At 71.0% G+C, this 25,271-nt stretch carries 25 protein-coding genes; 16 read left to right on the forward strand and 9 right to left on the reverse strand.

Annotated features, from left to right (window positions below):
* Nucleotides 1–62 precede the first annotated feature (62 nt).
* On the reverse strand, nucleotides 63–674 hold the full coding sequence (locus OG429_RS20655; RefSeq protein WP_328926773.1) for a sensor histidine kinase: 612 nt from the start codon (nucleotides 672–674) through the stop codon (nucleotides 63–65).
* Between OG429_RS20655 and OG429_RS20660 the strand changes: the two genes are divergently transcribed.
* Nucleotides 628–1,068 carry a glycoside hydrolase family 9 protein gene (locus OG429_RS20660; RefSeq protein ID WP_328926774.1) on the forward strand — a complete coding sequence of 147 codons (441 nt, stop codon included), beginning with the start codon at nucleotides 628–630 and terminating at the stop codon, nucleotides 1,066–1,068. The two genes, OG429_RS20655 and OG429_RS20660, sit on opposite strands and share 47 nt — an antisense overlap.
* A gap of 48 nt (nucleotides 1,069–1,116) precedes the next feature.
* Here the strand turns inward: OG429_RS20660 and OG429_RS20665 are convergent, their stop codons facing one another.
* Nucleotides 1,117–2,031 carry a Yip1 family protein gene (locus tag OG429_RS20665; protein WP_328926775.1) on the reverse strand — a complete coding sequence of 305 codons (915 nt, stop codon included), beginning with the start codon at nucleotides 2,029–2,031 and terminating at the stop codon, nucleotides 1,117–1,119.
* Nucleotides 2,032–2,278: 247 nt separating this feature from the next.
* Between OG429_RS20665 and OG429_RS20670 the strand changes: the two genes are divergently transcribed.
* Complete coding sequence (locus OG429_RS20670) at nucleotides 2,279–2,962, forward strand: hypothetical protein (RefSeq protein ID WP_328926776.1); 684 nt, start codon at nucleotides 2,279–2,281, stop codon at nucleotides 2,960–2,962.
* A gap of 77 nt (nucleotides 2,963–3,039) precedes the next feature.
* On the opposite strand, the gene OG429_RS20675 is transcribed toward OG429_RS20670, so the two are convergent.
* Nucleotides 3,040–5,568 carry a (Fe-S)-binding protein gene (locus tag OG429_RS20675; protein ID WP_328926777.1) on the reverse strand — a complete coding sequence of 843 codons (2,529 nt, stop codon included), beginning with the start codon at nucleotides 5,566–5,568 and terminating at the stop codon, nucleotides 3,040–3,042.
* 110 nt (nucleotides 5,569–5,678) lie between these two features.
* Entirely contained in the window at nucleotides 5,679–6,215 is a 537-nt protein-coding gene (locus OG429_RS20680; RefSeq protein WP_328926778.1) for a sugar transferase, read from the reverse strand.
* A gap of 241 nt (nucleotides 6,216–6,456) precedes the next feature.
* Between OG429_RS20680 and dnaK the strand changes: the two genes are divergently transcribed.
* The 4 genes from dnaK to OG429_RS20700 are packed head-to-tail and all read left to right on the forward strand — an operon-like array spanning nucleotide 6,457 to nucleotide 10,650.
* Complete coding sequence (dnaK, locus tag OG429_RS20685; RefSeq protein ID WP_328926779.1) at nucleotides 6,457–8,307, forward strand: molecular chaperone DnaK; 1,851 nt, start codon at nucleotides 6,457–6,459, stop codon at nucleotides 8,305–8,307.
* Nucleotides 8,307–8,957 (forward strand): nucleotide exchange factor GrpE, encoded by a 651-nt coding sequence (gene grpE, locus OG429_RS20690; RefSeq protein ID WP_328926780.1) that lies wholly within the window; start codon nucleotides 8,307–8,309, stop codon nucleotides 8,955–8,957. Before dnaK ends, grpE begins: the two co-directional genes overlap by 1 nt.
* A 39-nt stretch (nucleotides 8,958–8,996) precedes the next feature.
* On the forward strand, nucleotides 8,997–10,184 hold the full coding sequence (gene dnaJ, locus OG429_RS20695) for a molecular chaperone DnaJ (protein ID WP_328926781.1): 1,188 nt from the start codon (nucleotides 8,997–8,999) through the stop codon (nucleotides 10,182–10,184).
* Nucleotide 10,185: 1 nt separating this feature from the next.
* Complete coding sequence (locus tag OG429_RS20700) at nucleotides 10,186–10,650, forward strand: heat shock protein transcriptional repressor HspR (protein ID WP_328926782.1); 465 nt, start codon at nucleotides 10,186–10,188, stop codon at nucleotides 10,648–10,650.
* 70 nt (nucleotides 10,651–10,720) lie between these two features.
* Here the strand turns inward: OG429_RS20700 and OG429_RS20705 are convergent, their stop codons facing one another.
* Nucleotides 10,721–11,713, reverse strand: a complete 993-nt coding sequence (locus tag OG429_RS20705) for a helix-turn-helix transcriptional regulator (RefSeq protein ID WP_328926783.1) — start codon at nucleotides 11,711–11,713, stop codon at nucleotides 10,721–10,723.
* A gap of 371 nt (nucleotides 11,714–12,084) precedes the next feature.
* On the opposite strand from OG429_RS20705, the gene OG429_RS20710 reads away from it, so the two are divergent.
* Nucleotides 12,085–12,399 (forward strand): (2Fe-2S)-binding protein, encoded by a 315-nt coding sequence (locus tag OG429_RS20710; protein ID WP_328926784.1) that lies wholly within the window; start codon nucleotides 12,085–12,087, stop codon nucleotides 12,397–12,399.
* A 143-nt stretch (nucleotides 12,400–12,542) separates the two neighbouring features.
* Here OG429_RS20710 and OG429_RS20715 read toward each other — a convergent pair whose 3' ends face one another.
* Entirely contained in the window at nucleotides 12,543–12,956 is a 414-nt protein-coding gene (locus OG429_RS20715) for a pyridoxamine 5'-phosphate oxidase family protein (RefSeq protein WP_328926785.1), read from the reverse strand.
* 125 nt (nucleotides 12,957–13,081) lie between these two features.
* Between OG429_RS20715 and clpB the strand changes: the two genes are divergently transcribed.
* Entirely contained in the window at nucleotides 13,082–15,667 is a 2,586-nt protein-coding gene (gene clpB, locus OG429_RS20720) for an ATP-dependent chaperone ClpB (protein ID WP_328926786.1), read from the forward strand.
* 24 nt (nucleotides 15,668–15,691) lie between these two features.
* On the opposite strand, the gene OG429_RS20725 is transcribed toward clpB, so the two are convergent.
* The gene (locus OG429_RS20725) at nucleotides 15,692–16,243 is read right to left on the reverse strand and encodes a hypothetical protein (protein ID WP_328926787.1); all 552 of its coding nucleotides are present in this window, start codon (nucleotides 16,241–16,243) and stop codon (nucleotides 15,692–15,694) included.
* Nucleotides 16,244–16,359: 116 nt separating this feature from the next.
* Here OG429_RS20725 and OG429_RS20730 point away from each other — a divergent pair, with 116 nt between their 5' ends.
* Nucleotides 16,360–16,905 carry a YbjN domain-containing protein gene (locus tag OG429_RS20730; RefSeq protein ID WP_328930358.1) on the forward strand — a complete coding sequence of 182 codons (546 nt, stop codon included), beginning with the start codon at nucleotides 16,360–16,362 and terminating at the stop codon, nucleotides 16,903–16,905.
* 13 nt (nucleotides 16,906–16,918) lie between these two features.
* Here OG429_RS20730 and OG429_RS20735 read toward each other — a convergent pair whose 3' ends face one another.
* Nucleotides 16,919–18,097: a hypothetical protein gene (locus OG429_RS20735; protein WP_328926788.1), complete on the reverse strand. Its 1,179-nt coding sequence runs from the start codon at nucleotides 18,095–18,097 to the stop codon at nucleotides 16,919–16,921.
* A gap of 43 nt (nucleotides 18,098–18,140) precedes the next feature.
* Between OG429_RS20735 and OG429_RS20740 the strand changes: the two genes are divergently transcribed.
* Nucleotides 18,141–18,560, forward strand: a complete 420-nt coding sequence (locus tag OG429_RS20740; RefSeq protein WP_328930359.1) for a DUF3224 domain-containing protein — start codon at nucleotides 18,141–18,143, stop codon at nucleotides 18,558–18,560.
* A 5-nt stretch (nucleotides 18,561–18,565) separates the two neighbouring features.
* Here the strand turns inward: OG429_RS20740 and OG429_RS20745 are convergent, their stop codons facing one another.
* Nucleotides 18,566–19,768, reverse strand: a complete 1,203-nt coding sequence (locus tag OG429_RS20745; RefSeq protein WP_405679254.1) for a pyridoxal phosphate-dependent aminotransferase — start codon at nucleotides 19,766–19,768, stop codon at nucleotides 18,566–18,568.
* A 252-nt stretch (nucleotides 19,769–20,020) separates the two neighbouring features.
* Between OG429_RS20745 and OG429_RS20750 the strand changes: the two genes are divergently transcribed.
* From OG429_RS20750 to pyrE, 6 genes are all read left to right on the forward strand, one after another.
* Complete coding sequence (locus OG429_RS20750) at nucleotides 20,021–20,188, forward strand: hypothetical protein (protein ID WP_328926790.1); 168 nt, start codon at nucleotides 20,021–20,023, stop codon at nucleotides 20,186–20,188.
* 319 nt (nucleotides 20,189–20,507) lie between these two features.
* On the forward strand, nucleotides 20,508–21,056 hold the full coding sequence (locus tag OG429_RS20755; protein WP_328926791.1) for a DUF2617 family protein: 549 nt from the start codon (nucleotides 20,508–20,510) through the stop codon (nucleotides 21,054–21,056).
* 154 nt (nucleotides 21,057–21,210) lie between these two features.
* Nucleotides 21,211–22,854 carry a polyamine aminopropyltransferase gene (locus tag OG429_RS20760; RefSeq protein ID WP_328926792.1) on the forward strand — a complete coding sequence of 548 codons (1,644 nt, stop codon included), beginning with the start codon at nucleotides 21,211–21,213 and terminating at the stop codon, nucleotides 22,852–22,854.
* A gap of 33 nt (nucleotides 22,855–22,887) precedes the next feature.
* Nucleotides 22,888–23,772 (forward strand): SRPBCC domain-containing protein, encoded by an 885-nt coding sequence (locus OG429_RS20765; protein WP_328926793.1) that lies wholly within the window; start codon nucleotides 22,888–22,890, stop codon nucleotides 23,770–23,772.
* Between the two features lie 42 nt (nucleotides 23,773–23,814).
* On the forward strand, nucleotides 23,815–24,603 hold the full coding sequence (locus OG429_RS20770) for an aldose epimerase family protein (RefSeq protein ID WP_328926794.1): 789 nt from the start codon (nucleotides 23,815–23,817) through the stop codon (nucleotides 24,601–24,603).
* Nucleotides 24,604–24,624: 21 nt separating this feature from the next.
* Nucleotides 24,625–25,164, forward strand: coding sequence for an orotate phosphoribosyltransferase (pyrE, locus tag OG429_RS20775; RefSeq protein WP_328926795.1), 540 nt, complete (start codon nucleotides 24,625–24,627; stop codon nucleotides 25,162–25,164).
* Nucleotides 25,165–25,271: the final 107 nt, after the last annotated feature.

The following is a 25,271-nucleotide window of genomic DNA, read 5'->3' on the forward strand; positions in this document are numbered from 1 at the left end:
AGCCATACCGCGTGGCGCAGGGCTGCCACGCGGTGCATGTGCCCGGTTCGCCGAGCCGTGCATCAGTGCTCGTCGCCGTCGCCGTCGCCGTCGGCTTCCGCGCGCTGCCGTTGCTGAGGCAGTAGCAGCTCGGCCAGGAGGCCGCCGCCGTGTGCCGGGGTGAGCCGGGCGGTGCCGCCGTGGAGTTCGGCGACCCAGCGGACGATGGCCAGGCCCGTGCCGGTTCCGGTACTCGCGGCCCCGGTGACGTGGCGTTCGAAGACCCGTGCGCGGTCGTCGGCCGGTACGCCGGCGCCGTGGTCCGGCACCGTTACCCGGTCGGTGGTGACGTGCACCTCGACCGGGGTGCCACCGCCGTGTCGCAGTGCGTTCTCCACGAGGTTGCGGACTGCTTGGGCGAGGAGCTCGGGGTCGCCGTTGACGACGGCGGCCTCGGTGGTGACCGTGACGCCGGTGCGGTCCGGCAGTTCCTCCACGGTCTGCTCGACCAGTTGGTCGAGCCGCAGCGGCGTGAGTTGGACTTCCTGGGTACCGGCCTCGACCCGGGCCCGGGCCAGCAGCCCGGTGACCAGCCGGCCGAGCCGGTCGATGAGCCGGACCGCCTCATCCAGGGCGGCAGGGGCGCGGGTGGGCGAGATCCTGCCGCTTTCGACGGTCAGACGCACCTTCGTCATCGGCGCCGGGACCACCTTCCCGCACTGCCCCGAACACCAGCCGGCCAACCTCGCCGGTGACCTGGGCGGCGAGGGCGGCATCCTGCGGGGCGGCGTCGTCAACGGCCCCAACGCGGCGGACAAGCTCAAGGACCTCAACTCCTTCCCCACCATGCGCAAGTGCCCGACCGGCCAGGGCAACCCCTTCGCCGCCTTCGACGGCCGCGGCGGCGGCTTCATGGATCACGTGGGCGCCTGGCAGACGGTCGAATCAGCCGACGACTTCACCGCCACGGCCCTCCTCTCCTTCACCCTCTCCGCCGCGCCTCCGAGCGCCGGACCGACCCCAGCTGACGGCACGACGGCACCGCGAGGAGACCCGCGCATACGCGTGGCCGTACACAGGTACGCGTGAAGGGCCCGCCGCGCAGACACTGCGCGGCGGGCCCCTTCAGGTGTGCTGCTAGATCGTGCCCAGCTTGATGATCGACAGCAGGGCGATGAGCTGGATCGCGGACGCGCCCAGCGCCTTCGGCCACGGCAGGTCGTGCGATTTGGCGACGAGGGACGTGAACAGGAAGCCCGCGGCCACCCAGGTGGCCCAGCCCAGGACCTGGACCAAGCCGTTGTCGCCGCCCAGGAACACGGCGAAGAGCAGGCGGGGGGCGTCCGTCAGCGACATGATCAGCATCGACAGGCCCACGGTGGGCTGCCAGGAGCCGTCGCCGCCCATCTGGCGGGCCAGGGTGTGCGTGACCGCGCCCAGGAGCAGCCCGCAGATGACGAAGGCCACGCCGGTGGACAGGACGATCGGGACGGCCTTGGCGAGAGTCGCGTTGATCACGTCCTTGCGGGCGTCGTCGAGGCCGAAGACCGCGAGGAGCCCGTAGAGGAAGGTCACGGTCAGCGCCGGACCCCAGACGGCGTAGTCGCGCATCTGCAGGAAGGTCTGTCCCGGCCGCATCACGATGCCGCGGAGCAGTTCCTTCCACGGCAGCCGCGGGCCGGCCGGAGCGGCCGCGGCCGCGCCCGCCTGGTACGTCCCGCCCTGGCTGTACGGGTCCTCGCCGACGGCGAAGACCTGGGTGTGCCCGGGGTTGTCGTTGGTGTAGCCCCCGTGGCCGCCGTGCCCTCCGTGGCCGTACGGGGGCTGCTGCGCCTGCGGCGGCTGCTGCTGTCCGTACGGGTCGAAGTACTCGGGCTCACCGTGCCCCCCTGGTCCCGGCTGCGGCCACTGCTGCTGCGGCGGCGGGCCTGCCTGAGGGTAGGGCTGCTGGCCGTACGGCGGCGGTTGCTGCTGTCCGTACGGCTGCTGCCGCGGGGGTTGTTGCGGGGTGCGGTTGTTGTCCCGGCCGCGTCCGATCCTGAATCCAGCCACGTGATCGAAAGTACCCGGTCCGGCGGGCCGCCGTGGACGGGCAGCCGGAACCCGTGGCCTTTGCGGCTGACCTGTGACATCCCCTAGGGGAACCCCGGGGGGTTGTCCCCACCCCGGGGTTGTGCCCGGTTTACGTAGCTGAGGTATTTTCTGAGATCTTTCGTTACGTTCTCGACGGAATGCCCACATATCGGGTCCGTAGCTTCGTCTCCGTCGCCGCCACGCAGAGACGAGAAGAGCACCCATCATGCGCAGCACCCGCCGCAGCACCCGCCGCACCGCCCTCCGTACCGCCGCCGTCTTCGCCGGCGCGGCCGTCGTCCTGGCCCTTCCGGCCGGATCCGCCTTCGCGGACTCCCCGGCCGTCCCGGTCACCCAGCCGACGAAGCCGCAGGTCAAGCCGACCGCTGAGGTCCGGGCGTACGTCACCGCCGTGAGGCTCGCGGACGGCTCCGTCGCCAAGGCCTACAAGATCGGCGACAACCACTTCGAGGCGGACGTCTTCGCCGACTCCACGAAGCCGGACACCCTGGTCGGCAAGGGCGGCGCCGTCGCGTACGGCCGCAGCAACGGCCTGCACGCCGTGCTCCAGCCGAACGGCACCGTGACCTCGTGGGTCGAGGGCGGGGAGCGGCCGAAGCCGGTGGGGAAGGAGAGCTCGGTCCGCTTCACCATGCCCGACGGGCGGATCGCCAAGCTGGTCGACGGCCCGGACGGCAAGCGCGTCGAGATCTCGACGCCGAAGGGGAACTCCCTCGGCACGATCGATCTGAAGCACCCCGGCACGCACTACGACGGCTGGACGTACGAGCTCGTCCAGGACGGGAAGCGCGTGAAGTTCCTCGTCATCGACGGCAAGGGCGGCGGCAACAGCTGGGTGTACGACTTCGGCGGCCAGCTGATCGGGAAGTACACGGTCGTCGCGCCGTAGGACGGAACGCCGGAGCGGCCGGTCCCCGGGTGGGGACCGGCCGCTCCGGCGTGCTCAGGGTCTGGAGAACCAGTGGCCTACTTGGCGTCCTCGGGCTTCGCCTCGGACCCGTCCTTCGCCTCGGCCGGCTTCTCCGTCTCCTCGGTCGGCTCCGCCTCGGCCTTCGCGTCGGGCTCGGCTGCCGCCTCCGGAGCGGCCTCGGCCTCCTCCGCCACCTCGGCTTCTGCCTCTGCCTTGGCCTCAGCCTCAGCCTTGGCCTTCGCGTCGGCTTCGGCCTTCGCCTTGGCTTCCGCCTCGGCCTTGGCTTCCGCCTCGGCCTTCGCCTTGGCTTCCGCCTCCGCAGCGGCAGCGGCCTCGGCCTCCGCCTGGAGCGCGGCCAGCTCCTCCTCGGTCGGGCCCGGGGTCTTGACCGAGTCCAGCAGCAGCTGGGCCACGTCCACGACCTGCACGGACTCCTTGGCCTTGCCGTCGTTCTTCTTGCCGTTCACCGAGTCGGTCAGCATCACCAGGCAGAACGGGCACGCCGTCGACACGATGTCCGGGTTCAGGGACAGCGCCTCGTCGACACGCTCGTTGTTGATGCGCTTGCCGATCCGCTCCTCCATCCACATCCGCGCGCCACCGGCGCCACAGCAGAAGCCCCGCTCCTTGTGGCGGTGCATCTCCTGCTGCCGCAGGCCCGGCACGGCCGACATGATCTCGCGCGGCGGCGTGTAGACCTTGTTGTGCCGGCCCAGGTAGCACGGGTCGTGGTACGTGATCAGGCCCTCGACCGGCGTCACCGGCGTCAGCCGGCCCTCGTCGATCAGGTGCTGGAGCAGCTGCGTGTGGTGGATGACCTCGTACTCGCCGCCCAGCTGCGGGTACTCGTTCGCGATGGTGTTGAAGCAGTGCGGGCAGGTCGAGACGATCCGCTTCGCCGACTTCGGCTTCTTCGTCGCCGGGTCCTCGTCGTCCTCGCCGAAGGCCATGTTCAGCATGGCCACGTTCTCCTGGCCCAGCTGCTGGAACAGCGGCTCGTTGCCCAGGCGGCGCGGCGAGTCACCGGTGCACTTCTCGTCGCCGCCCATGATCGCGAACTTGACGCCCGCGATGTTCAGCAGCTCCGCGAAGGCCTTCGTCGTCTTCTTGGCCCGGTCCTCCAGGGCGCCCGCGCAGCCGACCCAGTACAGGTAGTCGAACTCCGAGAGGTCCTCCGCGTCCTTCCCGATGATCGGGACCTCGAAGTCGACCTCCTTCGTCCACTCGACGCGCTGCTTCTTCGCCAGGCCCCAGGGGTTGCCCTTCTTCTCCAGGTTCTTGAGCATCGTGCCCGCCTCCGACGGGAACGCGCTCTCGATCATCACCTGGTAGCGGCGCATGTCGACGATGTGGTCGATGTGCTCGATGTCGACCGGGCACTGCTCGACGCACGCACCGCAGGTCGTGCAGGACCACAGCACGTCCGGGTCGATGACGCCGTTCTCCTCGGCCGTCCCGATCAGCGGGCGCTCGGCCTCCGCCAGGGCGGCCGCCGGGACGTCCGCCAGCTGCTCCGGCGTCGCCTTCTCGTTGCCCTCCATGTCCTTGCCGCCACCGGCGAGCAGGTACGGGGCCTTGGCGTGCGCGTGGTCGCGCAGCGACATGATCAGGAGCTTCGGGGACAGCGGCTTGCCGGTGTTCCAGGCCGGGCACTGCGACTGGCAGCGACCGCACTCGGTGCACGTGGAGAAGTCGAGGATGCCCTTCCAGGAGAACTGCTCGACCTGGGAGACGCCGAAGACGTCGTCCTCGCCCGGCTCCTCGAAGTCGATCTCCTTGCCGCCGCTCGTCATCGGCTGGAGGGCGCCGAGCGCCGTCGAACCGTCCGCGTTCCGCTTGAACCAGATGTTCGGGAAGCCGAGGAAGCGGTGCCAGGCGACACCCATGTTGGTGTTGAGCGAGACCGTGATCATCCAGGTGAAGGACGTGACGATCTTGAGCGCCGCGAAGAAGTAGGTGAGGTACTGCAGCGTGCTCAGGCTCAGCCCGTCGAAGGCGGCGATCAGCGGGTACGAGGCGAAGAAGCCCGGCTCCCAGCCCTCGACGCCGTGCTGGACCCCTTCCAGCGCGCGCAGCGTCATGATGCAGACGCCGACGATCAGGATGACGGCCTCGACGAAGTACGCCTGGCCCGTCTTGGAGCCCGCGAAGCGGGACTTGCGGCCCGCCTTGCCCGGCCGGCTCAGCTGCCGGATCACGATCAGGGTGACGATGCCGAGCACGGTCATCAGGCCGAGGAACTCGGTGAAGATCTCGTACGGCAGCCAGTCGCCGATGATCGGGATCAGCCAGTCGGCCTGGAAGAGCTGGCCGAAGGCGTTGACGATCGTCAGCAGCAGCGAGAAGAAGCCCACCGCCACGAACCAGTGCGCGAACCCGACGATGCCCCAGCGGTTCATGCGGGTGTGGCCGAGGAATTCCTTGACCAGCGTGATGGTGCGCTGTGTGGGGTCGCCGGTGCGCGTGCCCGCGGGCACTGGCTGGCCGAGGCGCACGAAGCGGTAGATCTGCGCGATGGCACGGCCGAACAGCGCGACGGCTACCACCGTGATGACCAGCGACACGATGATCGCGGCGAGTTGCATGGGAGGGCTCCTCGGGCGGTACTTACTAAGCGGTAACTTATTGAGTCAAGGCATGAGGTTACCCACTCCCGACGCCGCAATGTAGCTGAGCGCGCGGTGATCTGTGTCGCTCAGGCATGCCTTTGCCGATAGGCCGCCCGCGGCGTCTGCGCGAGGATCGCCAGGTCCATCCCCAGCCAGTGGTTCTCGACGTAGTGCCGGTCGAGCAGCGCCATTTCCTCCCAGGGTAGGTCGGAGCGCGCGCTGACCTGCCACAACCCGGTCATCCCGGGCCGTACGAAGAGCCGCTCGGGCCGGTCCGTACGGGACTCCGGGCGCGGCCCGACCAGGGACATCTCGCCGCGGAGCACGTTGATCAGCTGGGGCGCCGGGTCGAGCGCGCAGCGCTCCAGGGCCGCGCCGAGGCGGCCGGCGTCGTCGGTGCGCAGCCGCCAGGTGCGGAACGGCCGTCCGGCCAGGCCGGCCGCCGGTACCCGTGCGAACGCCCGGCCGCCCTGGGTCACGTAGAGCAGCCCTGCCGCTGCCGCGAGGGGGGCGGCGAGCGTGAGGAGCAGGATCGCCGCACCGATGAGGTCGAGCACCCGCTTGGCCGAGGGCCGGGCCGGCCGGAGCCCTGGCCGGGCGGGGAGGGGCAGCAGCAGAGGCATGTCAGCACCGTGCCGTAAGCCTGCGGCGGTCCTGGGGTGGCGCGCGGCCGGATGCCCCGTTCGGGTGCGGCGCCCGCGGCCGGACTCCGCGCCCCGGACCCCGCGCCGTCAGGGCCGATGCCGTGGGTTGCGCGTAAGGGGGGCCTAAAGGTTGAGTCGCATCGACTCAGCTCTGTTGACGTCCGCGCGGCGATGCGGCATGGTTGAGTCTGTTGCACTCAAGTCAGCTGGAGGAATCAAAATGGCACGTGCGGTCGGCATCGACCTGGGCACCACTAACTCCGTCGTCAGCGTTCTGGAAGGCGGGGAGCCCACCGTCATCACCAACGCCGAGGGCGCCAGGACCACGCCGTCCGTCGTCGCCTTCGCCAAGAACGGTGAGGTCCTCGTCGGCGAGGTGGCCAAGCGCCAGGCGGTCACGAACGTGGACCGGACCATCCGCTCCGTCAAGCGCCACATGGGCACTGACTGGAAGATCAACCTGGATGGCAAGGACTTCAACCCGCAGCAGATGAGCGCCTTCATCCTGCAGAAGCTGAAGCGCGACGCCGAGGCGTACCTGGGCGAGAAGGTCACGGACGCGGTCATCACCGTCCCGGCCTACTTCAACGACTCCGAGCGTCAGGCGACGAAGGAGGCCGGTGAGATCGCGGGTCTGAACGTCCTGCGCATCGTCAACGAGCCGACCGCCGCCGCTCTGGCCTACGGTCTCGACAAGGACGACCAGACCATCCTCGTCTTCGACCTCGGTGGCGGCACCTTCGACGTGTCGCTCCTCGAGATCGGCGACGGTGTCGTCGAGGTCAAGGCCACCAACGGTGACAACCACCTCGGTGGCGACGACTGGGACCAGCGCGTCGTCGACTACCTCGTGAAGCAGTTCGTGGGCGGCCACGGCGTCGACCTGTCCAAGGACAAGATGGCGCTCCAGCGTCTGCGCGAGGCCGCGGAGAAGGCGAAGATCGAGCTGTCCTCCTCCACGGAGACCTCGATCAACCTGCCGTACATCACGGCGTCCGCCGAGGGCCCGCTGCACCTGGACGAGAAGCTCACGCGCTCGCAGTTCCAGCAGCTGACCGCGGACCTGCTCGACCGCTGCAAGACCCCGTTCCACAACGTCATCAAGGACGCGGGCATCAACCTGTCCGAGATCGACCACGTGGTCCTGGTCGGCGGCTCCACCCGTATGCCGGCCGTCGCCGAGCTCGTCAAGGAGCTCACCGGCGGTCAGGACGCCAACAAGGGCGTCAACCCGGACGAGGTCGTCGCCATCGGCGCCACCCTCCAGGCCGGTGTGCTCAAGGGTGAGGTCAAGGACGTCCTGCTCCTCGACGTGACCCCGCTGTCCCTGGGTATCGAGACCAAGGGCGGCATCATGACCAAGCTGATCGAGCGCAACACGACCATCCCGACCAAGCGGTCGGAGATCTTCACGACGGCCGAGGACAACCAGCCGTCCGTGCAGATCCAGGTCTACCAGGGCGAGCGCGAGATCGCGGCGTACAACAAGAAGCTCGGCATGTTCGAGCTGACCGGCCTGCCCCCGGCCCCGCGTGGCGTCCCGCAGATCGAGGTCTCCTTCGACATCGACGCGAACGGCATCATGCACGTCACGGCCAAGGACCTCGGCACGGGCAAGGAGCAGAAGATGACCGTCACCGGCGGCTCTTCGCTCGGCAAGGACGAGGTCGACCGCATGCGCCAGGAGGCGGAGCAGTACGCGGACGAGGACCTGCGTCGCAAGGAGGCGGCCGAGTCCCGCAACCAGGGCGAGCAGCTCGTCTACCAGACGGAGAAGTTCGTCAAGGACAACGAGGACAAGGTTCCGGCCGACGTCCGCACCGAGGTCGAGGCCGCCGTCGCCGAGCTGAAGGAGAAGCTCAAGGGCGAGGACACCGCCGAGATCCGTACCGCGACCGAGAAGCTCGCCGCGGTCAGCCAGAAGCTCGGCCAGGCCATCTACGCCGACGCCCAGGCCGCGCAGGGCGCCGCCGGCGCCGCTGCCGGTGACGCGGGCCAGGCGAAGGCCGACGACGACGTCGTCGACGCCGAGATCGTCGACGACGAGAAGCCGAAGGGCGGCGCTGCCTGATGTCGGAGGAGACCCCGGGTTTCGAGGAGAAGCCCGACGTCCCCGTCGACGGCACGTCCGACGAGCCGAAGGCCGCCGACTCCGCCAAGGAGGAGGCGGCGGCCCCGGCCGGGGACTCCGCACCGGATGTGGCCCTGCTGGCGCAGCTGGACCAGGCCCGTACGGCGCTCGGTGAGCGGACCACGGACCTCCAGCGGCTCCAGGCGGAGTACCAGAACTACCGCCGCCGGGTGGAGCGGGACCGGATCACCGTCAAGGAGATCGCGGTCGCGTCCCTCCTGACGGAGTTGCTCCCGACCCTGGACGACATCGGCCGGGCGCGGGAGCATGGCGAGCTGGTCGGCGGTTTCAAGTCGGTGGCCGAATCGCTGGAGACCGTCGCCGCCAAGATGGGCCTGCAGCAGTTCGGCAAGGAGGGCGAGCCCTTCGACCCGACGATCCACGAGGCCCTGATGCACTCGTACGCGCCGGACGTCACCGAGGACACCTGCGTGGCGATCCTGCAGCCGGGGTACCGGATCGGCGAGCGTACGATCCGCCCCGCGCGGGTCGCGGTGGCCGAGCCCCAGCCGGGCGCGGCCCCCAAGTCCGAGTCGGGCGAGGCCGACACGCCGTCGGACAAGGACACGGATGCCCCCGACAAGGGCTGATGTTGAACCAGTAGAAGCACGAGAGGAGGGACACCGGGGATGAGCACGAAGGACTTCGTCGAGAAGGACTACTACAAGGTCCTCGGTGTCCCGAAGGACGCCACCGAGGCCGAGATCAAGAAGGCGTACCGGAAGCTCGCACGCGAGTTCCACCCGGACGCCAACAAGGGCGACACCTCCGCCGAGGAGCGCTTCAAGGAGATCTCCGAGGCGAACGACATCCTCGGCGACGCCAAGAAGCGCAAGGAGTACGACGAGGCGCGCGCCCTGTTCGGCAACGGTGGCTTCCGCCCCGGGCCGGGCGGGGCCGGCGGTTCGTTCAACTTCGACCTCGGCGACCTGTTCGGCGGCACCCAGCCGGGTGCCGGCGGCGCGGGCGGCGGCTTCGGCGGCGGCCTGGGCGATGTCTTCGGCGGCCTGTTCAACCGCGGCGCCGGGCCGGGTGCGGGAACCCGTACCCAGCCCCGCCGCGGCCAGGACATCGAGTCCGAGGTCACCCTCTCCTTCACGGAGGCGGTGGACGGGGCCACGGTCCCGCTCCGGATGTCCTCCCAGGCCCCCTGCAAGGCCTGCTCCGGCACCGGCGACAAGAACGGCACCCCCCGGGTGTGCCCGACCTGCGTCGGCACCGGCCAGGTCTCGCGGGGCAGCGGCGGCGGCTTCTCGCTGACCGACCCCTGCGCGGACTGCAAGGGCCGCGGCCTGATCGCCGAAACCCCCTGTGACGTCTGCAAGGGCAGCGGGCGCGCCCGCAGCTCGCGCACGATGCAGGTCCGGATCCCGGCGGGCGTCTCCGACGGCCAGCGCATCCGGCTGCGCGGCAAGGGTGCGCCCGGCGAGCGCGGCGGTCCGGGCGGTGACCTCTACGTCGTCGTGCACGTCGACTCCCACCCGGTGTTCGGCCGCAAGGACGACAACTTGACGGTGACCGTCCCGGTGACGTTCGCGGAGGCGGCGCTGGGCGCCGACATCAAGGTCCCGACACTGAACGGCCCCTCGGTGACGCTGAAGCTGCCGCCGGGCACTCCCAACGGCCGCACGATGCGGGCCCGCGGCAAGGGAGCGGTCCGCAAGGACGGCACCCGCGGCGACCTGCTGGTGACGGTGGAGGTCGCGGTCCCGGTCGAGCTGTCGGACAAGGCCCGCGAGGCGCTGGAGATGTACCGCGAGGCGACGGAGTCGCAGGACCCGCGCTCCGCGCTGTTCGAGTCCGCGAAGGGAGCATGACATGGACGGCCGCCGACGACAGTCCTCCCGCTTGGGTGGGGGCTACCAGCTCACCGACGAGACCCCGGTCTACGTGATCTCGGTGGCCGCCCAGCTCTCGGGTCTGCATCCGCAGACCCTGCGCCAGTACGACCGTCTCGGCCTGGTCTCCCCGGACCGTACGGCCGGGCGCGGCCGGCGCTACTCGGCCCGTGACATCGAGCTGCTCCGCACGGTGCAGGCGCTGTCCCAGGACGAGGGCATCAACCTGGCGGGCATCAAGCGGATCATCGAGCTGGAGAACCAGGTCGCCGCGCTCCAGCAGCGCGTGGCCGAACTCTCCGCAGCGGTGGACGGCGCGGCGGCCACGCTCCAGGCCCGCGAGGCCCAGGTGCACGCCTCCTACCGGCGCGACCTGGTCCCGTACCAGCCACCGGTGCCGGGCAACGCCCTGGTCGTCTGGCGGCCCAAGCGGCCGACGGACTGACGACGCGTGCGAAGGCCCCTCCCGGTGACCCGGGTGGGGCCTTCGGCGTACCCGGCGCCGCCGGCGCCGGTCAGAGCTGTGGATCCCGCCTGGGCCCCGAGACCTGGCCCAGGATCCCCGACTGGGCGATGAGGAAGCCGAGCTGGGCCCGGCTGCCGCTGCCCAGGGCGGAGGCCAGCTTGGCGATGTGCGCGCGGCAGGTCCGTACGTTCATGCCCAGGCGGCGCGCGATGGCCTCGTCCACGTGCCCCTCGACGAGGAGCTGGGCGATGGAGCGCTGCACGCCCGAGATCCCCGAGGGCGTCGGATCGTAGGGGATCTGCTCGTTGAGCGGGGTGGCCCGGCGCCACAGCTGCTCGAAGACCCGGGCCAGGTAGCGGACGAGCGCCGGGTGCCGCAGCTCCAGGGCGATCTGCTGGTCGTCGCTCGCGGGGATGAAGGCGACCGACTCGTCGCAGATGATGAGCCTCTCGACCAGCTCCTCCAACGTCCGGATCTCGACCTTCCCGCTGGCCATCCGGTCGACGTAGGCCATCGTTCCGCGGCTGTGGCGCACGGTGTGCTGGTAGAGGGTGCGCATGCTCACGCCACGCCGGATGAGCGGCTGGTCCCGCTCTATCGCCTGGTTCAGAATGTTCTCGGAACGCCCGCCGCCCGGCTGGATGGTGAGCATTTCCGCCTGACACTCGGCGGTGGCGACGTTGAGGGCCGCGTTGATCCTGTTGAATCCCTCCAGCACGGTGATCGCGTGGGTGGGCGCGGGAGTCAGCGCGCTGATGGCCATGAATGGCTCAAACGCTTCGGTGAGCTCGATGGAGGAGCGCCGGCGTTGCAGGATGTCCCGTTCCAGCGGGTGCAGCCGCTGTGCGAGTGCCACCGAAGGTGGAACCGGACGGAGCCAGTTGTCGTCGTCCGGGTCAGGGTGCAGCAGCGCGAATTCCAGCAGGCAGGGCGTCTGCTCGACCTCTTCGCGGGCTATGCGGCCGGAGCTGAGCGCGCTCGCGTACAACTCGGCCCCGAGATCGCACAGGTCCGTCACCGCATGGGGATGTGTCTGGTTCATCCGCATAATCGGCAAATCTCCCACCCCCAGGGTCCTGCATGTACAGGAACATGATGCATCGCCACGGTGGCAATGGCGTGGCTCGATAAGTCATCGTCTGAGATGCGGGGGAGAGGAATCCATCAAGTGAGGACAACGTCGACCATGTACAAGAAATTGCTTCGCTCGGTGGCTGCCATTGCTCTCTCTACGGCCGCTGCTGTCGGTGGAATCTCGCTCGCGCAGACCAGCTGGGGCGGTGCGCCCGCCGACAGCGGTTGGGGGGCCGGTGCCACCACCGGTGAGAGCGACAGTGGTTGGGGCAAGGTCGTGGCCGACAGTGGCTGGGGCCCCGCACCCAAGCCGGTTATGGGTGGGAAGTCTTCGGACGCATGACCCCCGACGACCGCGGCTTCCGCCGCGAAATGGCCTCCGCTTACCGGTCGGGATGGCAGTTCATCGACCTGGCCACGGCGATCCCGTTCCCCGGGGACTCGCTGATGGTCACCCTGTTCGGCCAACCGATCGTCGTCGTGCGCGAGGAGGACGAGGACGTACGTGCCTACCGGTGCCTGCGCCGCCCGCGGGGCGCGCCGCAGCCCGTCCGCTGCGAGGTGCGCTACGGAATGGTCTTCGTCAATCTTGATCAGCGCGATCACCAGCTCTTCGAACCCGATATCACCACCGCCACCCCCCGCAGTGCCTGAAGCGATTCCCCCGTCGTTGCAGATCGCTCAGGCGCTACCCCCACACAACGGCGCCATCGTGGACCTGACCACGATGGCGCCGTTGTGATGTCCGCGTCCAGTCGCTGACCGGACAAGATTCGGACAGATGAGAATTCAACAATTCACGCGCGCCCCATGGCCCGGTCCAGAGTGATCTCCATGACGACCCGGTCGGGATTGGGCGAGGGCATCCGCCCGTAGCGCTCCGCGTAGCGCGCCACCGCTTCGGCGACCGCCGCCTCGTCCGTACGGATCACCGCGCGGCCCTCCAGAGTGGCCCAGCGGCGCCCTTCCATCTGGCACACCGCGACCCGCGCCCCGCCCGTCCCGCCGGCCTGGGCCGCCAGGATGTTGCGGACCTTCTTGCTGTGCTTGTTGCTGATCACCCGGGCCAGTCCGGCCTCCGGGTCGTAGGTCACGCCCACCGGCACCACGTGGGGCGTTCCGTCGGGACGCGGTGTGGTCAGCGTGCAGACGTGCCGCTCCCGCCAGAAGGCGAGGTATTCGGGCGTCGGGTTGAGTGCGTCATGGGACATGGCCCGAAGAGTACGACTCCCTGCCTTGAGTGGAATAGACTCAACTTTGCATAGGTTGTTCATGTCAGAGTTAGACAGAGTCGGTCAGGGTGCCGTCACCCCTTCCGGAGAGGAGAAGCCGCCCCGTGGACGCCGAGCTGACCAACAAGAGCCGAGCCGCGCTGAACGCGGCCACCAGCAGGGCCGTCAAGGACGGCCATGCCGATCTGACCCCCGCGCACCTCCTGCTGGCGCTCCTCGCCGGCGAGGACAACGAGAACATCACGGACCTGCTCGCGGCCTCGGACGCCGACCAGGCCGCCGTACGCGGCGGCGCGGAGCGGCTCCTGGCGGCCCTGCCCAGCGTCACCGGCTCCACGGTCGCGCCCCCGCAGCCCACCCGCGAGCTGCTCGCCGTACTCGCCGAGGCCGACGCCCGGGCGGGCGAGCTGGGCGACGACTACCTGTCCACCGAGCACCTGCTCATCGCCATCGCCGCCAAGGGCGGCGCGGCCGGCGAGCTGCTGTCCAACCAGGGGGCGAGCGCGAAGAAGCTGCTGGACGCCTTCGAGAACGCGAGAGGAGGGCGGCGGGTGACCACCCCCGACCCCGAGGGCCAGTACAAGGCTCTGGAGAAGTTCGGCACCGACTTCACGGCGGCCGCCCGCGACGGCAAGCTCGACCCGGTCATCGGCCGCGACCACGAGATCCGCCGCGTCGTGCAGGTGCTCTCGCGCCGTACGAAGAACAACCCTGTGCTCATCGGCGAGCCCGGCGTCGGCAAGACGGCCGTCGTCGAGGGCCTGGCCCAGCGCATCGTCAAGGGCGACGTCCCCGAGTCCCTGAAGAACAAGCGGCTCGTCGCCCTGGACCTCGGAGCCATGGTCGCGGGCGCCAAGTACCGCGGCGAGTTCGAGGAACGGCTCAAGACCGTCCTCGCCGAGATCAAGTCCAGCGACGGCCAGATCATCACCTTCATCGACGAGCTGCACACGGTCGTCGGCGCGGGCGCCGGTGGCGACTCCGCCATGGACGCGGGCAACATGCTCAAGCCCATGCTGGCCCGCGGCGAGCTGCGCATGGTCGGCGCGACCACCCTCGACGAGTACCGCGAGCGCATCGAGAAGGACCCGGCGCTGGAGCGGCGCTTCCAGCAGGTGCTGGTCGCCGAGCCGTCCGTCGAGGACACCATCGCGATCCTGCGCGGGCTCAAGGGCCGCTACGAGGCCCACCACAAGGTCGTCATCAACGACAGCGCGCTCGTCGCGGCCGCGACCCTCTCCGACCGCTACATCACCTCCCGCTTCCTTCCCGACAAGGCCATCGACCTCGTCGACGAGGCCGCGTCCCGGCTGCGCATGGAGATCGACTCCTCGCCCCTGGAGATCGATGAGCTCCAGCGAGCGGTGGACCGGCTGCGGATGGAGGAGCTGGCGCTGAAGAACGAGTCCGACCCGGCCTCGCTGGAGCGCCTCGACAAGATCCGCAAGGACCTCGCGGACAAGGAGGAGGAGCTGCGCGGCCTGACCGCCCGCTGGGAGAAGGAGAAGCAGTCCCTCAACCGCGTCGGTGAGCTCAAGGAGCGCCTGGACGACCTGCGCGGGCAGGCCGAGCGCGCCCAGCGCGACGGGGACTTCGACACCGCCTCCAAGCTGCTCTACGGGGAGATCCCGGACCTGGAGCGCGAGCTGGCGGAGGCCACCGAGGCCGAGGCCGAGGTCTCCAGGGACACCATGGTCAAGGACGAGGTCGGCCCGGACGACATCGCGGACGTGGTCGGAGCCTGGACCGGCATCCCGGCGGGCCGGCTGCTGGAGGGCGAGACCCAGAAGCTGCTCCGCATGGAGGACGAGCTGGGCCGCCGCCTGATCGGCCAGAAGGAGGCCGTCCGGGCCGTGTCCGACGCCGTACGCCGCACCCGCGCAGGAATCGCCGACCCCGACCGCCCGACCGGCTCGTTCCTGTTCCTGGGCCCGACGGGCGTCGGCAAGACCGAGCTGGCCAAGGCGCTCGCGGACTTCCTGTTCGACGACGAGCGGGCCATGGTCCGCATCGACATGTCCGAGTACGGCGAGAAGCACAGCGTGGCCCGCCTCGTCGGAGCCCCGCCCGGCTACGTCGGCTACGAGGAGGGCGGCCAGCTCACCGAGGCCGTGCGCCGCCGCCCGTACAGCGTGGTGCTCCTGGACGAGGTCGAGAAGGCCCATCCCGAGGTCTTCGACATCCTGCTCCAGGTCCTGGACGACGGCCGCCTCACGGACGGCCAGGGCCGCACCGTGGACTTCCGCAACACGATCCTGATCCTCACGTCGAACCTGGGGAGCCAGTTCCTGATGAATCCGTCCACACCTGTGGACGAGAAGACGAAGCAGGTCCTGGACATGGTCAGGGCGAGCTTCAAGCCGGAGTTCCTGAACCGGCTGGACGACACCGTGGTCTTCTCCGCACTGGGCGAGGACGAGCTGGCGCACATCGCGCAGCTCCAGATCGGCCGTCTGGCGGCGCGCCTGGCCGACCGGCGCCTCGTTCTGGAGGTCACGCCCGAGGCCCTGGCCTGGCTGGCGGACAAGGGCAACGACCCGGCGTACGGTGCCCGGCCGCTGCGCCGCCTGATCCAGACGGCGATCGGCGACCGTCTCGCGAAGGAGATCCTCTCCGGCGAGGTCAGGGACGGCGACACCGTACGCGTCGACGTGGCGGGCGAAGACCTGCTGGTCGGCAAGGCGCTGTAGCCCTCCGGGCGGGGGCGGCGGGGCTCACATGTCGAAGGCCTCGACGGCCACGAGGACGCTCCCGTCGTCCCCGTGGCCGGACCCGAGGCCGACCCGCACGGAGACGGCGGTGCCCGCCGGCGGGTGGGAGGTGTCGGTGCTCACGCACCCGTTGTCGGCGCCGGCCGGGCAGGCCGAACCGGCGGACACCGTCGCGGGCGCCGTCGAGGGCGGCGTTGCGGGCGGTGCCCCGGGTGTCGTCGAGGGCGGTGTCGAGGGCGGCGCCCCGGGCGTCGTCGAGGGCGGCGTCGCGGGGCGGGACCGGGCGATCCACTCCCGGGCGGCCTCCGCGTCCATCCGGAACGTGCCGGTGTAGGTCGTGTCCATCCACCGGCTGCGCTCGCACGCCGCGTCCCGCGCGCCCTGCGGCGCGGGGAGCCGCGCGAAGGCGAAGGCCTCCGCGCAGTCGACCGGCTCGGGCTCGCCCGGAAGGTGGTTCATCCATGAGACGGCGATCCATCCCGCCAGGCACAGGAATCCCGCGCACAGCAGCAGCGGCACCGCGATAACGGCCTTCACCAGGCGTGATCCGGACATGTTCCCCCTCGGTCGGCCCACTCGTGTCCGCCCGGAGCGGATCGTAGCCGTCAAGGTGGACACGAGGAGGGCGAGATGGGGGAGGATGCATGTATCCGCACGAAGGGAAGTACACGGTGAGCATCGACCCGGCCTCGATTCCGAACTTCGGAGGGCAGCAGCCCGATCCGCAGGCCACAGGACCCGCGGGCCCCGTCGTCCCCGACCAGGATCTGGTCAAGCAGCTGCTGGAGCAGATGGAGCTCAAGTACGTCGTCGACGACGAGGGTGACCTCGCGGCGCCGTGGGAGGAGTTCCGCACCTACTTCATGTTCCGCGGCGAGGACGAGCAGCAGGTTTTCTCGGTGCGGACCTTCTACGACCGTCCGCACAAGATCGAGGAGAAGCCTCAGCTTCTCGAATCGATCGATGACTGGAACCGTCGCACCCTGTGGCCGAAGGTCTACAGCCACACCCACGACGACGGCTCGGTCCGCCTGATCGGCGAGGCGCAGATGCTGATCGGCACCGGCGTCAACCTGGAGCACTTCGTGTCCTCCACGGTCAGCTGGGTCCGCGCCTCCATCGAATTCGACAAGTGGCTCGTCGAGCAGTTCGGCCTGGAGAAGGAGATCGACTCCGCCGACGGCGACGACGAGAAGAACGGCGACGACAGCCAGTAGTCGGCGGTCTCGCTCACAGAGGTACGCGCGCCACGAGCAGCAGGTACAGCCCGTAGCCGTAACCGAGCCCGGCCAGCACCGCGGTCACCACGACCGCGGTGCGGGGCCGGGCTCTGGCCATGACGGCCGCCACGGGCAGCAGCAGCGGGAAGGCCGGCAGCAGGAACCGGGGCTTCGATTCGAAGAAACCGGCTCCGCCGTAGGCGATCACCAGCAGCACCCCGGTGTAGACGAGCAGCGCCGGCGGGGTCCGGTCCAGCACCAGCAGGACCGCCAGCAGCCCGGCCGCGGCCAGCAGCACCACGGTGACGGTGGTGGCGAGCGGCACGTGCCCGCCGGTCAGCACCCGCTCCGCGGAGCGCAGGGCGCCCTGCCCGAAGTCGAAGCGGGAGCCCCAGTGCCGCTGCACGTCGAAGTAGCCGCCGACGGGATCGCCCGTCCGCGCCCCGACGGCCAGCAGGTACGCCGCCCAGCCCGCCGGGGCCAGCAGCCCGGCCACCCACACCTCGGGCGCGCGGGATCCCCGTACGAGGACGGCGTACAGGGCCGTGGCCGAGACCGCGGCCGCGACGGCGAGCCCGGTGGGCCGGGTCAGCCCGGCGAGCACGGCCAGGCCCGCCGCCCACAGCCAGCGGTCCCGCAGCAGGGCGTGGAGCGTCCAGGCGGCGAGCGCGGCCAGCAGCCCCTCGGTGTAGGCGAGGGTCAGCACCACGGAGTGCGGCAGCGCCGCCCACAGCCCCACGAGCAGCAGCCCGCCGCGCGGGCCGATCACCCGCTCCCCGACCCGGTAGACCCCGACGGCGGCCGCGGCGGCGCAGACCCAGGCGACCAGGAGCCCGGCGGGGACGAGCCCGCCGGGCAGGACGGCGGATACGAGCCGTATCAGCGTCGGGTAGAGCGGGAAGAAGGCGTAGTCGCTCTGGATGGAGCCGGTCGCGGGCCACATCAGGGTCCGGCCGTAGCCGTGGGCCGCGATCCCCAGGTACCAGGCGGAGTCCCAGGACTGGCCGAGAACCCGGAGGGGATCCCGTCCGGCCCACCAGGACCCGAGGGTGACGACCAGTACCCCGGCGCCGCGTACGGCGGCGAACACTCCGAGCGCGAGGACCGTCGTCGGCGCGGCCGACCGGACCGCCCTGACCGCGCGGATCTCCAGGGGTGACGCGGACACGGAGGCTCTGCCCGTTGCCATGTATCCCGACTTTCCCGCTCTTCGTGAGTACGCTCATCTGATGATGAGAGCTTCGGGCACCTTCAAGGTCGTCAGCTTCACACCGGCTTCACTCACCCCGCAACCACATGTGGAAACCGGTCTCCCGGTGGGCGTCGCCACGATGGAGAAGCGTTACGCGGGCGACACCTTGACGGGCCACTCGTCCACGCTCTTCACGGCCGCGTTCGACCAGGAGGCGGGCGTCGGCAGCTACGTCGCGATGGAGTCCTTCGAAGGCGCCCTCGACGGCCGCCAGGGCGCCTTCAACTTCGTCCACTCGGCCGCCACCGACGGCGGACCGTCCCGTGCCGCGGAACACTTCGCGATCGTCCCGGGCAGCGGTACGGCCGCACTGACCGGCATCACGGGCGCGGGCGGTCTGCGCGTGGACGAGGACGGCACGCACCGCATCTGGTTCGACTACGAGCTCCCGCCCGCCTGAGCGGCTCAGGTGCCTGCCCGGAGGCGGCTCAGGCGGGCCGCGGCCTCGCGGAGGACCTCGGTCTTCTTGCAGAACGCCCAGCGGACCTGGGTCGCTCCGGCGGCCTTGTCGTCGTAGAAGACCTGGTTCGGGATGGCGACCACGCCGCAGCGCTCGGGCAGGGCGCGGCAGAAGGCGAGACCGTCCTTCTCGCCGAGCGGGGTGATGTCCGTGGTGATGAAGTACGTGCCCTGCGGGCGGAAGACCTCGAAGCCGGCGGCCGTGAGGCCGTCGGCGAGGATGTCGCGCTTGGCGGCCAGGTCGGCGCGGAAGGCCTCGTAGTACGTGTCGGGAAGGGCGAGGGCCTCGGCGATCGCGTACTGGAAGGGGCCCGAGGAGACGTAGGTCAGGAACTGCTTCGCCGAGCGGACCGCCGTGACCAGTTCCGGGGGCGCGGTGACCCAGCCGACCTTCCAGCCCGTGAACGAGAAGCTCTTCCCGGCGGACGAGATGGTGACCGTGCGCTCGCGCATGCCCGGGAAGCCCGCCAGCGGGGTGTGGGCGCCCTCGAAGACCAGGTGCTCGTACACCTCGTCCGTGATCACGAGGAGGTCGCGCTCCACGGCGAGGGCGGCGACGGCGGACAGCTCCTCGCGGGTCAGGACCGTGCCCGTCGGATTGTGGGGGGTGTTCAGCAGGATCAGCCGGGTGCGGGGGGTGACCGCGGCGCGCAGTTCGTCCAGATCGAGGGCGAAGGCCCCGGCGTGCGGGCGCAGCGTCACCGGGACGCGTACCGCGCCGGCCATCGCGATGCAGGCCGCGTACGAGTCGTAGTACGGCTCCAGGGCGATGACCTCGTCGCCCGGTTCGAGGAGGGCGAGCAGAGCGGCGGCGATGGCCTCCGTGGCGCCCGCCGTGACCAGGACCTCGGTGTCGGGGTCGTAGGCCAGGCCGTAGAAGCGCTGCTGGTGCGCGGCGATCGCGGCGCGCAGTTCAGGGATGCCGGGGCCCGGCGGGTACTGGTTGCCGAGGCCCGTGAGGACCGCGCGGGAGGCCGCCTCGGCGATCTCGGCGGGGCCGTCCGTGTCGGGGAAGCCCTGGCCCAGGTTGATCGACCCGGTGCGGGCGGCCAGCGCCGACATCTCCGCGAAGATCGTGGTGCCGAAGGCCGCCAGTCGGCGGTTCAGGAAGGGGCGGTCGCTGCTCACGGGTGCGCTCATGGGCGCCATCCTGAGGGGAACCTCTGGAGTTGCTCAAGTGTGCTTTGGGCCGCGTGGCCTGCGGGCATCCCCCCTTCACGCGGGACGCGGGGATCCCGCCCCCCGGGAAGACCGGGGTGTGAGAGAGGGGGCGGGCATCGTGTTCGTCTTCATTGTGATCGGGCTTCTGTTCGTCGGAGTCGTCGTAGTCGTCGTGACCGTGGCGGTGCGTTCGGCCAAGAACGGGTTCTCGTCCGGCGGCTCCAGCAGCAACAGCAGCTGGTGGGCGGGTGGGGGCGGCTCGTCGTCGAGTTCGTCCTGCGGCGGATCGTCCTCCTGCGGATCCTCCTCGTCCTGCGGCGGATCGTCGTCCTGCGGCGGCGGGGGGTGCGGTTCCAGCTGACACGGGGCAGCCGGTACCGCGCCGACGAGGGCGCCCGACGGGTCTGACTTCCGCCGGGCGCCTTCTCCTGCCCGGCTCCTGCCCGTCTTCCGCCGGTCTCCCGCCGGTCCTGCGCGCCCATGCAGCACGACGCGCGGGACGCAACTTGTTGAACACGTGAACTGCGAAGCCCCCGGGGGGATGTAAACCCCGTCAACTTGGGTAAAACGGCTGTGAGTGCCGTGCCTTTCATGATTCCCTCGGTTGAGTAGACCAGTCCCCGGACCTCCCGGGACTTCCTGTGGACCCGTGCCGGTGTCCCCCCACCCGTTGACTACCGCTGGCGGGCCCCGGCCCATCTCCCTCGCGCGTTTGCGGAGCCGACTCATGCTCACGACCCTCCAGACCACCTATACCGACACGCGTGCCGCCGACCTCGCCTGGGCCCTGGGTCGGGACCGGCTGCCCGCCCTGGCCGTACTGAACCTCGAACTGTCAGGCGCAAAGGTCGAGTTGCGCCTGCTCGGGGCCTCTCATCAGGTGCTCCTGGAGGAGGGGAAGGTGCTCTGCTCGGAGACGGTCGCCTGCATGCCCGGCAGCAGTACGCCGCTGCCGCTCGGCGTGGCCAAGCGGGTGGGCGACTGGGAGTACGAGTTCGCCGCGCGGGTCGAGACGCTGTCCCGCGGGTCCTTCGCGGGACGGGCCCAGGAACTGCTCGCGCTGGTCGCCGACCACCCGAACGGACTAGCGGGCACCTTCCCGGGCAGTCCGCACGCCTTCACCGCCCTGCTCGCGCAGCGATACGAGGGCCAGGTGCGCTGGCGGACCTGGCACGCGTACCCGCAGGAGGGTCAGCTGGTGGCCACCCGGACCCGGGTCGCCGTACGGACCGGGGCCCCGGACACGGCCGCCGCGGAGACGCGCGCGCTGACCTAGGGGCGGCTCGGGGCGGCCCGGAGCGTGTCGGCGCCAGGCGGCGGTGCGGGGCCCCGACGTTGCGGCGCGGTTACTCCAACTGGCTGGATCAGTAAGTCACTTGCACCCATGTGGGTGACCGGGTGTGAGTGGGTGGTGACGTACGGTTCGGTTCATGATCGACCGTTCCGTCCCGCGTCGGGTGCTCCCGGCTCCGGAGCCGCGGGGCGTGGCGACCGTCCCGGCCGCCCTGCCCGTACGGCCCGGGACCGGCCGACTCCTCGTCCTGGCCACCGTGTTCGTGTGCGCCGCCTGCGGCCTCGTATACGAACTGGAGCTGCTCGCCCTCGGCTCCTACCTCATCGGCGATTCCGTCACCCAGGCGTCGGTCGTGCTGTCCGTCATGGTCTTCGCCATGGGTGTCGGATCCCTGCTCGCCAAACGGCTGCGGCACCGGCCCGCATTCGGTTTCGCCGCCATCGAGGCCGGGCTGGCCCTGCTCGGCGGCCTCTCGGCCGTGGCGCTGTACGCGAGCTTCGCCTGGCTGGGGGAGTCCCGGCCCGCGCTCGTCGCGTTCTCGTTCGCCATCGGCGTCCTCATCGGCGCCGAGATCCCGCTGCTGATGGTCCTCATCCAGCGCATCCGTCGGCAGGACGCGGGCGGGGCCGTCGCCGACCTGTTCGCCGCCGACTACGTGGGCGCCCTCGTTGGCGGCCTCGCCTTCCCGTTCCTGCTGCTGCCCGTGCTCGGCCAGCTCACCGGCGCGATGCTCACCGGCACCGTCAACGCGCTCGTCGGCGGCGGGCTGGTGCTGTGGCTGTTCCGCCGCGACCTGAGCCGACGCGCCCGGTGGACGCTGATCGTCGCGAACGTGACCGTGCTTTCCGTACTCGCCTGCGCGACCGTCCTCGCCGACGACTTCGAGCGGGTGGCCCGCCGCGCCGTCTACGGCGGGGAGGTGCGGGTCGCCGTCCAGACCGGCGTGCAGGAACTGGTCCTCACCGGGCCGCGGACCGGCTCCCCGCGCTCCCTCGACCTGTACCTCGACGGGCGGCTGCGGGTCAGCGGCTACGACGAGTACCGCTACCACGAGGCCCTCGTCCACCCCGCCATGACCGGCCCGCACGCCCGGGTCCTGGTCCTCGGCGGCGGCGACGGCCTCGCCGCCCGGGAGGTGCTGCGCTACCGGGACGTCGCCTCGGTCACCGTCGTCGAGCTCGACCCCGGGGTGGTCCGGCTCGCCCGCACCGACCCGATGCTCTCCGCGCTCAACGCCGGGGCGTACGGGGACCCGCGCGTCGGGGTCGTCACGCAGGACGCGTTCCGCTGGCTGCGCGGGCCGGCCGCCCGGGAACGGTTCGACGTCATCGTCTCCGACCTCCCCGACCCGGGCATCACCCCGAGCACGAAGCTCTACTCGCAGGAGTTCTACGGGCTGGCCGCGCGGGCGCTGCGGCCCGGGGGCCGGATCGCCGTACACGCCGGGCCGCTGGCCTCGCGCCCGCGTACGTACTGGACCGTCGAGTCCACCCTGCGCGCGGCGGGCCTGCGGACCTCGCCCTACAGCGCGGGCGGACGCCTCTCGGGTTTCGCCGCCGGACCCGACCGCACGCCGCTGGGCGTCAGCGACGCGCCACCGCAGGACTGGGGCTTCGTACTGGCCTCCCGCGAGCAGGCGCCGCCGCTGCGCGTGGACCGCGACACGCCGGGGCTGCGCTCGCTGTCGACCGGCTCGCTGCGGGATGCCGCGCGCGACGCGGAGCGGACCCGGATGGACGGGCTCCCGCCGTCGACCCTGCCGCACCCGCGGTATTCGTGACCGGGTGCGGGTCTCGTCGGTAGGCTCGTCCGCATGGAGCATCAGGTGTTCGTTCCGGTACCGGCAGACAGCCTCCGCGCCGTGCTGCGCGACCCCGTCCGGGTGGCCCGTTGCGTGCCGGGACTCCAGCAGGACGCCGACGCCGAGTCCGGACCGCTGTCGGGCCGGCTGAAGGTCCGGGTCGGCGGGCACACCGTGACCTACCGGGGCGCCCTGTCCGTCACCGAGCGTGACCCGGGCCACTTCGCCGTCGACGGCGAGGGCACGGAGGTCCGGGGCAGCGGGACCGTGAAGCTGGCCCTCGTGCTGCGGCTGACCCCGCAGGGGGACGGGACCCGGCTGGACTTCACCGCGGCAGGCACCGCCGACGGGCGCGCCGCGGGCTTCACCGCCGAGGCCACGGCCGCCGCCGTGCAGCGGCTGCTGGAGCGGACCGCCGAGCAGCTTGCGGCGGTGGCGGAGCCCGGAGCCGCCGGAGCGGGCCTGGCGGCCGGAGCCGCCGCCGGTGCGGACGACACCGACGGGGCCGACGAGGCCGACCCCGTGGCCGAGGCCGAGGACATCGAGGGCGCCGGGGCCGACGGGGACGCGGCGGACGGCGACGACGTCACCGAGGTCACCGCCTCCGTGTTCGAGACCGAGGTGCCCCCGCCGTCCCTCGATCCTTTCCTGGCCGGCGGGTTTGACGAACAGGCTGATGTGCCGGGGCCGCCGGCCGAGGCCGCCCACGCCCGCCGCACGATGATCGGCCGCAGCGCCGAGGAGGTGGACCACGCGCCCCCGCGCGGGCGGTACGCCCCCGTGCCCCCGCCCGCCGCCACCACGACCAAGGACAACCTGCGCTGGCTCGCTCCGGCCGCCGCTCTCGCCGTGGCCTCGGCGGTCGTCCTCGGCCGGGCCCTGCGCCGCCGCCGCTGAGCCCGTACGGGCGGCACCCGGCACCCCACTAGGGTCGACCGCATGAGTACGCAACTGAGCGCCGGCGGCGCCGAGGTGACTGTCGACCAGGAGAACGGCTGCCGGATCAGCAGTCTGCGCATCGACGGGACGGAGCTGCTGCGCGAGGGCCCGCACTACGGGTCCTTCCCGATGGTGCCGTGGTGCGGCCGGACCGGGAACGGCCAGTTCCGGGACGGGGCGAAGGTCCACCAGCTCCCGCTCAACCACCCGCCGCACGCCCTGCACGGCTTCGGCCGGGACGCGGCCTGGCGCCGGGCCCGTGCCACCGGCACCGACGCGGTGTTCACGTACGACCTCGTCGACCCGTGGCCCTACCCCGGCCGCGTCACCCAGATCTTCGAGCTGTCGCCGGACGCGCTGACCCTCACCATGGGCGTCGAGACGTACGGGGACTCCTTCCCGGCCCAGGCCGGCTGGCACCCCTGGTTCCGGCGCGACCTCGGGCTCGGCGGCGGGGACGTGAGCATCGGCTTCGACCCCGCCTGGCAGGAGGAGCGCGGCGAGGACCACCTCCCCACCGGCAACCGCATCGACCCGAAGCCCGGCCCCTGGGACGACTGCTTCGGCATGCCCGACGGAGTGGACGTCACCCTGACCTGGCCCGGCGCGCTGGAGCTGAGGCTCACCAGCCGGTCCGAATGGGTGGTCGTGTACGACGAGCAGCCCGAGGCCGTGTGCGTCGAACCGCAGTCGGGCCCGCCGAACGGGCTGAACACCCTGCCGCGCCTGATCACCCCGGTGGACCCGCTGGAGATCTCCACGACCTGGACGTGGCGGCGGCTCGCCTAGTGCCCAATTAAGCTCGGGGTCATGAGTGACGTACGCGATGCGCTTCTGCAGCAGATCAAGGACAAGGCCGTCGTGCACGGCAAGGTGACCCTCTCCTCCGGCCGGGAAGCCGACTACTACATCGACCTCCGCCGGGTCACCCTCGACGGCGAGGCGGCCCCGCTGGTCGGTCAGGTCATGCTCGACCTCACCGCCGAACTCGACTTCGACTGCGTCGGCGGTCTGACCCTGGGTGCCGACCCGGTCGCGACCTCGATGCTGCACGCCTCCGCGGCGCGCGGCGGCCGCCTGGACGCCTTCGTCGTCCGCAAGGCGCAGAAGGCCCACGGCATGCAGCGCCGCATCGAGGGCACCGACGTCAAGGGCAAGCGCTGCCTGGTGGTCGAAGACACCTCGACCACCGGCGGGTCCCCGCTGACCGCCGTCGAGGCGGTCCGCGAGGCCGGCGGCGAGGTCGTCGCGGTCGCCACGATCGTGGACCGCGGCGCGGCCGACGCCATCGCCGAGGCGGGGCTCCCGTACCTCACCGGTTACCGCCTGGAGGACCTCGGTCTCTCCTAGGCCTCAGGGACAGGTCTCAGGGTCCGGACGCCCTCGTTCCGGCCTCGGCGGAACTGGTGGCGATGGCCCTTCGATTGCTCTGAGTGGGTTCTGACCTGCTCTTTTTC

The organism is Streptomyces sp. NBC_00190, from assembly GCF_036203305.1.
Classification (GTDB): Bacteria; Actinomycetota; Actinomycetes; order Streptomycetales; family Streptomycetaceae; genus Streptomyces.

Excerpts from the sequence above, each read along its gene's own strand:
- OG429_RS20655 (WP_328926773.1), bottom strand. The coding sequence starts at position 674 with ATGACGAAGGTGCGTCTGACCGTCGAAAGCGGCAGGATCTCGCCCACC.
- OG429_RS20745 (WP_405679254.1), bottom strand. The coding sequence starts at position 19,768 with ATGGCGCCCATGAGCGCACCCGTGAGCAGCGACCGCCCCTTCCTGAAC.
- pyrE (WP_328926795.1), top strand. The coding sequence starts at position 24,625 with ATGAGTGACGTACGCGATGCGCTTCTGCAGCAGATCAAGGACAAGGCC.
- OG429_RS20740 (WP_328930359.1), top strand. The coding sequence starts at position 18,141 with ATGAGAGCTTCGGGCACCTTCAAGGTCGTCAGCTTCACACCGGCTTCA.
- OG429_RS20705 (WP_328926783.1), bottom strand. The coding sequence starts at position 11,713 with ATGAACCAGACACATCCCCATGCGGTGACGGACCTGTGCGATCTCGGG.
- OG429_RS20710 (WP_328926784.1), top strand. The coding sequence starts at position 12,085 with ATGACCCCCGACGACCGCGGCTTCCGCCGCGAAATGGCCTCCGCTTAC.
- OG429_RS20675 (WP_328926777.1), bottom strand. The coding sequence starts at position 5,568 with ATGCAACTCGCCGCGATCATCGTGTCGCTGGTCATCACGGTGGTAGCC.
- OG429_RS20765 (WP_328926793.1), top strand. The coding sequence starts at position 22,888 with ATGGAGCATCAGGTGTTCGTTCCGGTACCGGCAGACAGCCTCCGCGCC.
- OG429_RS20700 (WP_328926782.1), top strand. The coding sequence starts at position 10,186 with ATGGACGGCCGCCGACGACAGTCCTCCCGCTTGGGTGGGGGCTACCAG.
- grpE (WP_328926780.1), top strand. The coding sequence starts at position 8,307 with ATGTCGGAGGAGACCCCGGGTTTCGAGGAGAAGCCCGACGTCCCCGTC.
- OG429_RS20760 (WP_328926792.1), top strand. The coding sequence starts at position 21,211 with ATGATCGACCGTTCCGTCCCGCGTCGGGTGCTCCCGGCTCCGGAGCCG.
- OG429_RS20680 (WP_328926778.1), bottom strand. The coding sequence starts at position 6,215 with ATGCCTCTGCTGCTGCCCCTCCCCGCCCGGCCAGGGCTCCGGCCGGCC.
- OG429_RS20735 (WP_328926788.1), bottom strand. The coding sequence starts at position 18,097 with ATGGCAACGGGCAGAGCCTCCGTGTCCGCGTCACCCCTGGAGATCCGC.
- OG429_RS20670 (WP_328926776.1), top strand. The coding sequence starts at position 2,279 with ATGCGCAGCACCCGCCGCAGCACCCGCCGCACCGCCCTCCGTACCGCC.
- OG429_RS20770 (WP_328926794.1), top strand. The coding sequence starts at position 23,815 with ATGAGTACGCAACTGAGCGCCGGCGGCGCCGAGGTGACTGTCGACCAG.
- OG429_RS20725 (WP_328926787.1), bottom strand. The coding sequence starts at position 16,243 with ATGTCCGGATCACGCCTGGTGAAGGCCGTTATCGCGGTGCCGCTGCTG.
- OG429_RS20755 (WP_328926791.1), top strand. The coding sequence starts at position 20,508 with ATGCTCACGACCCTCCAGACCACCTATACCGACACGCGTGCCGCCGAC.
- dnaK (WP_328926779.1), top strand. The coding sequence starts at position 6,457 with ATGGCACGTGCGGTCGGCATCGACCTGGGCACCACTAACTCCGTCGTC.
- dnaJ (WP_328926781.1), top strand. The coding sequence starts at position 8,997 with ATGAGCACGAAGGACTTCGTCGAGAAGGACTACTACAAGGTCCTCGGT.
- OG429_RS20715 (WP_328926785.1), bottom strand. The coding sequence starts at position 12,956 with ATGTCCCATGACGCACTCAACCCGACGCCCGAATACCTCGCCTTCTGG.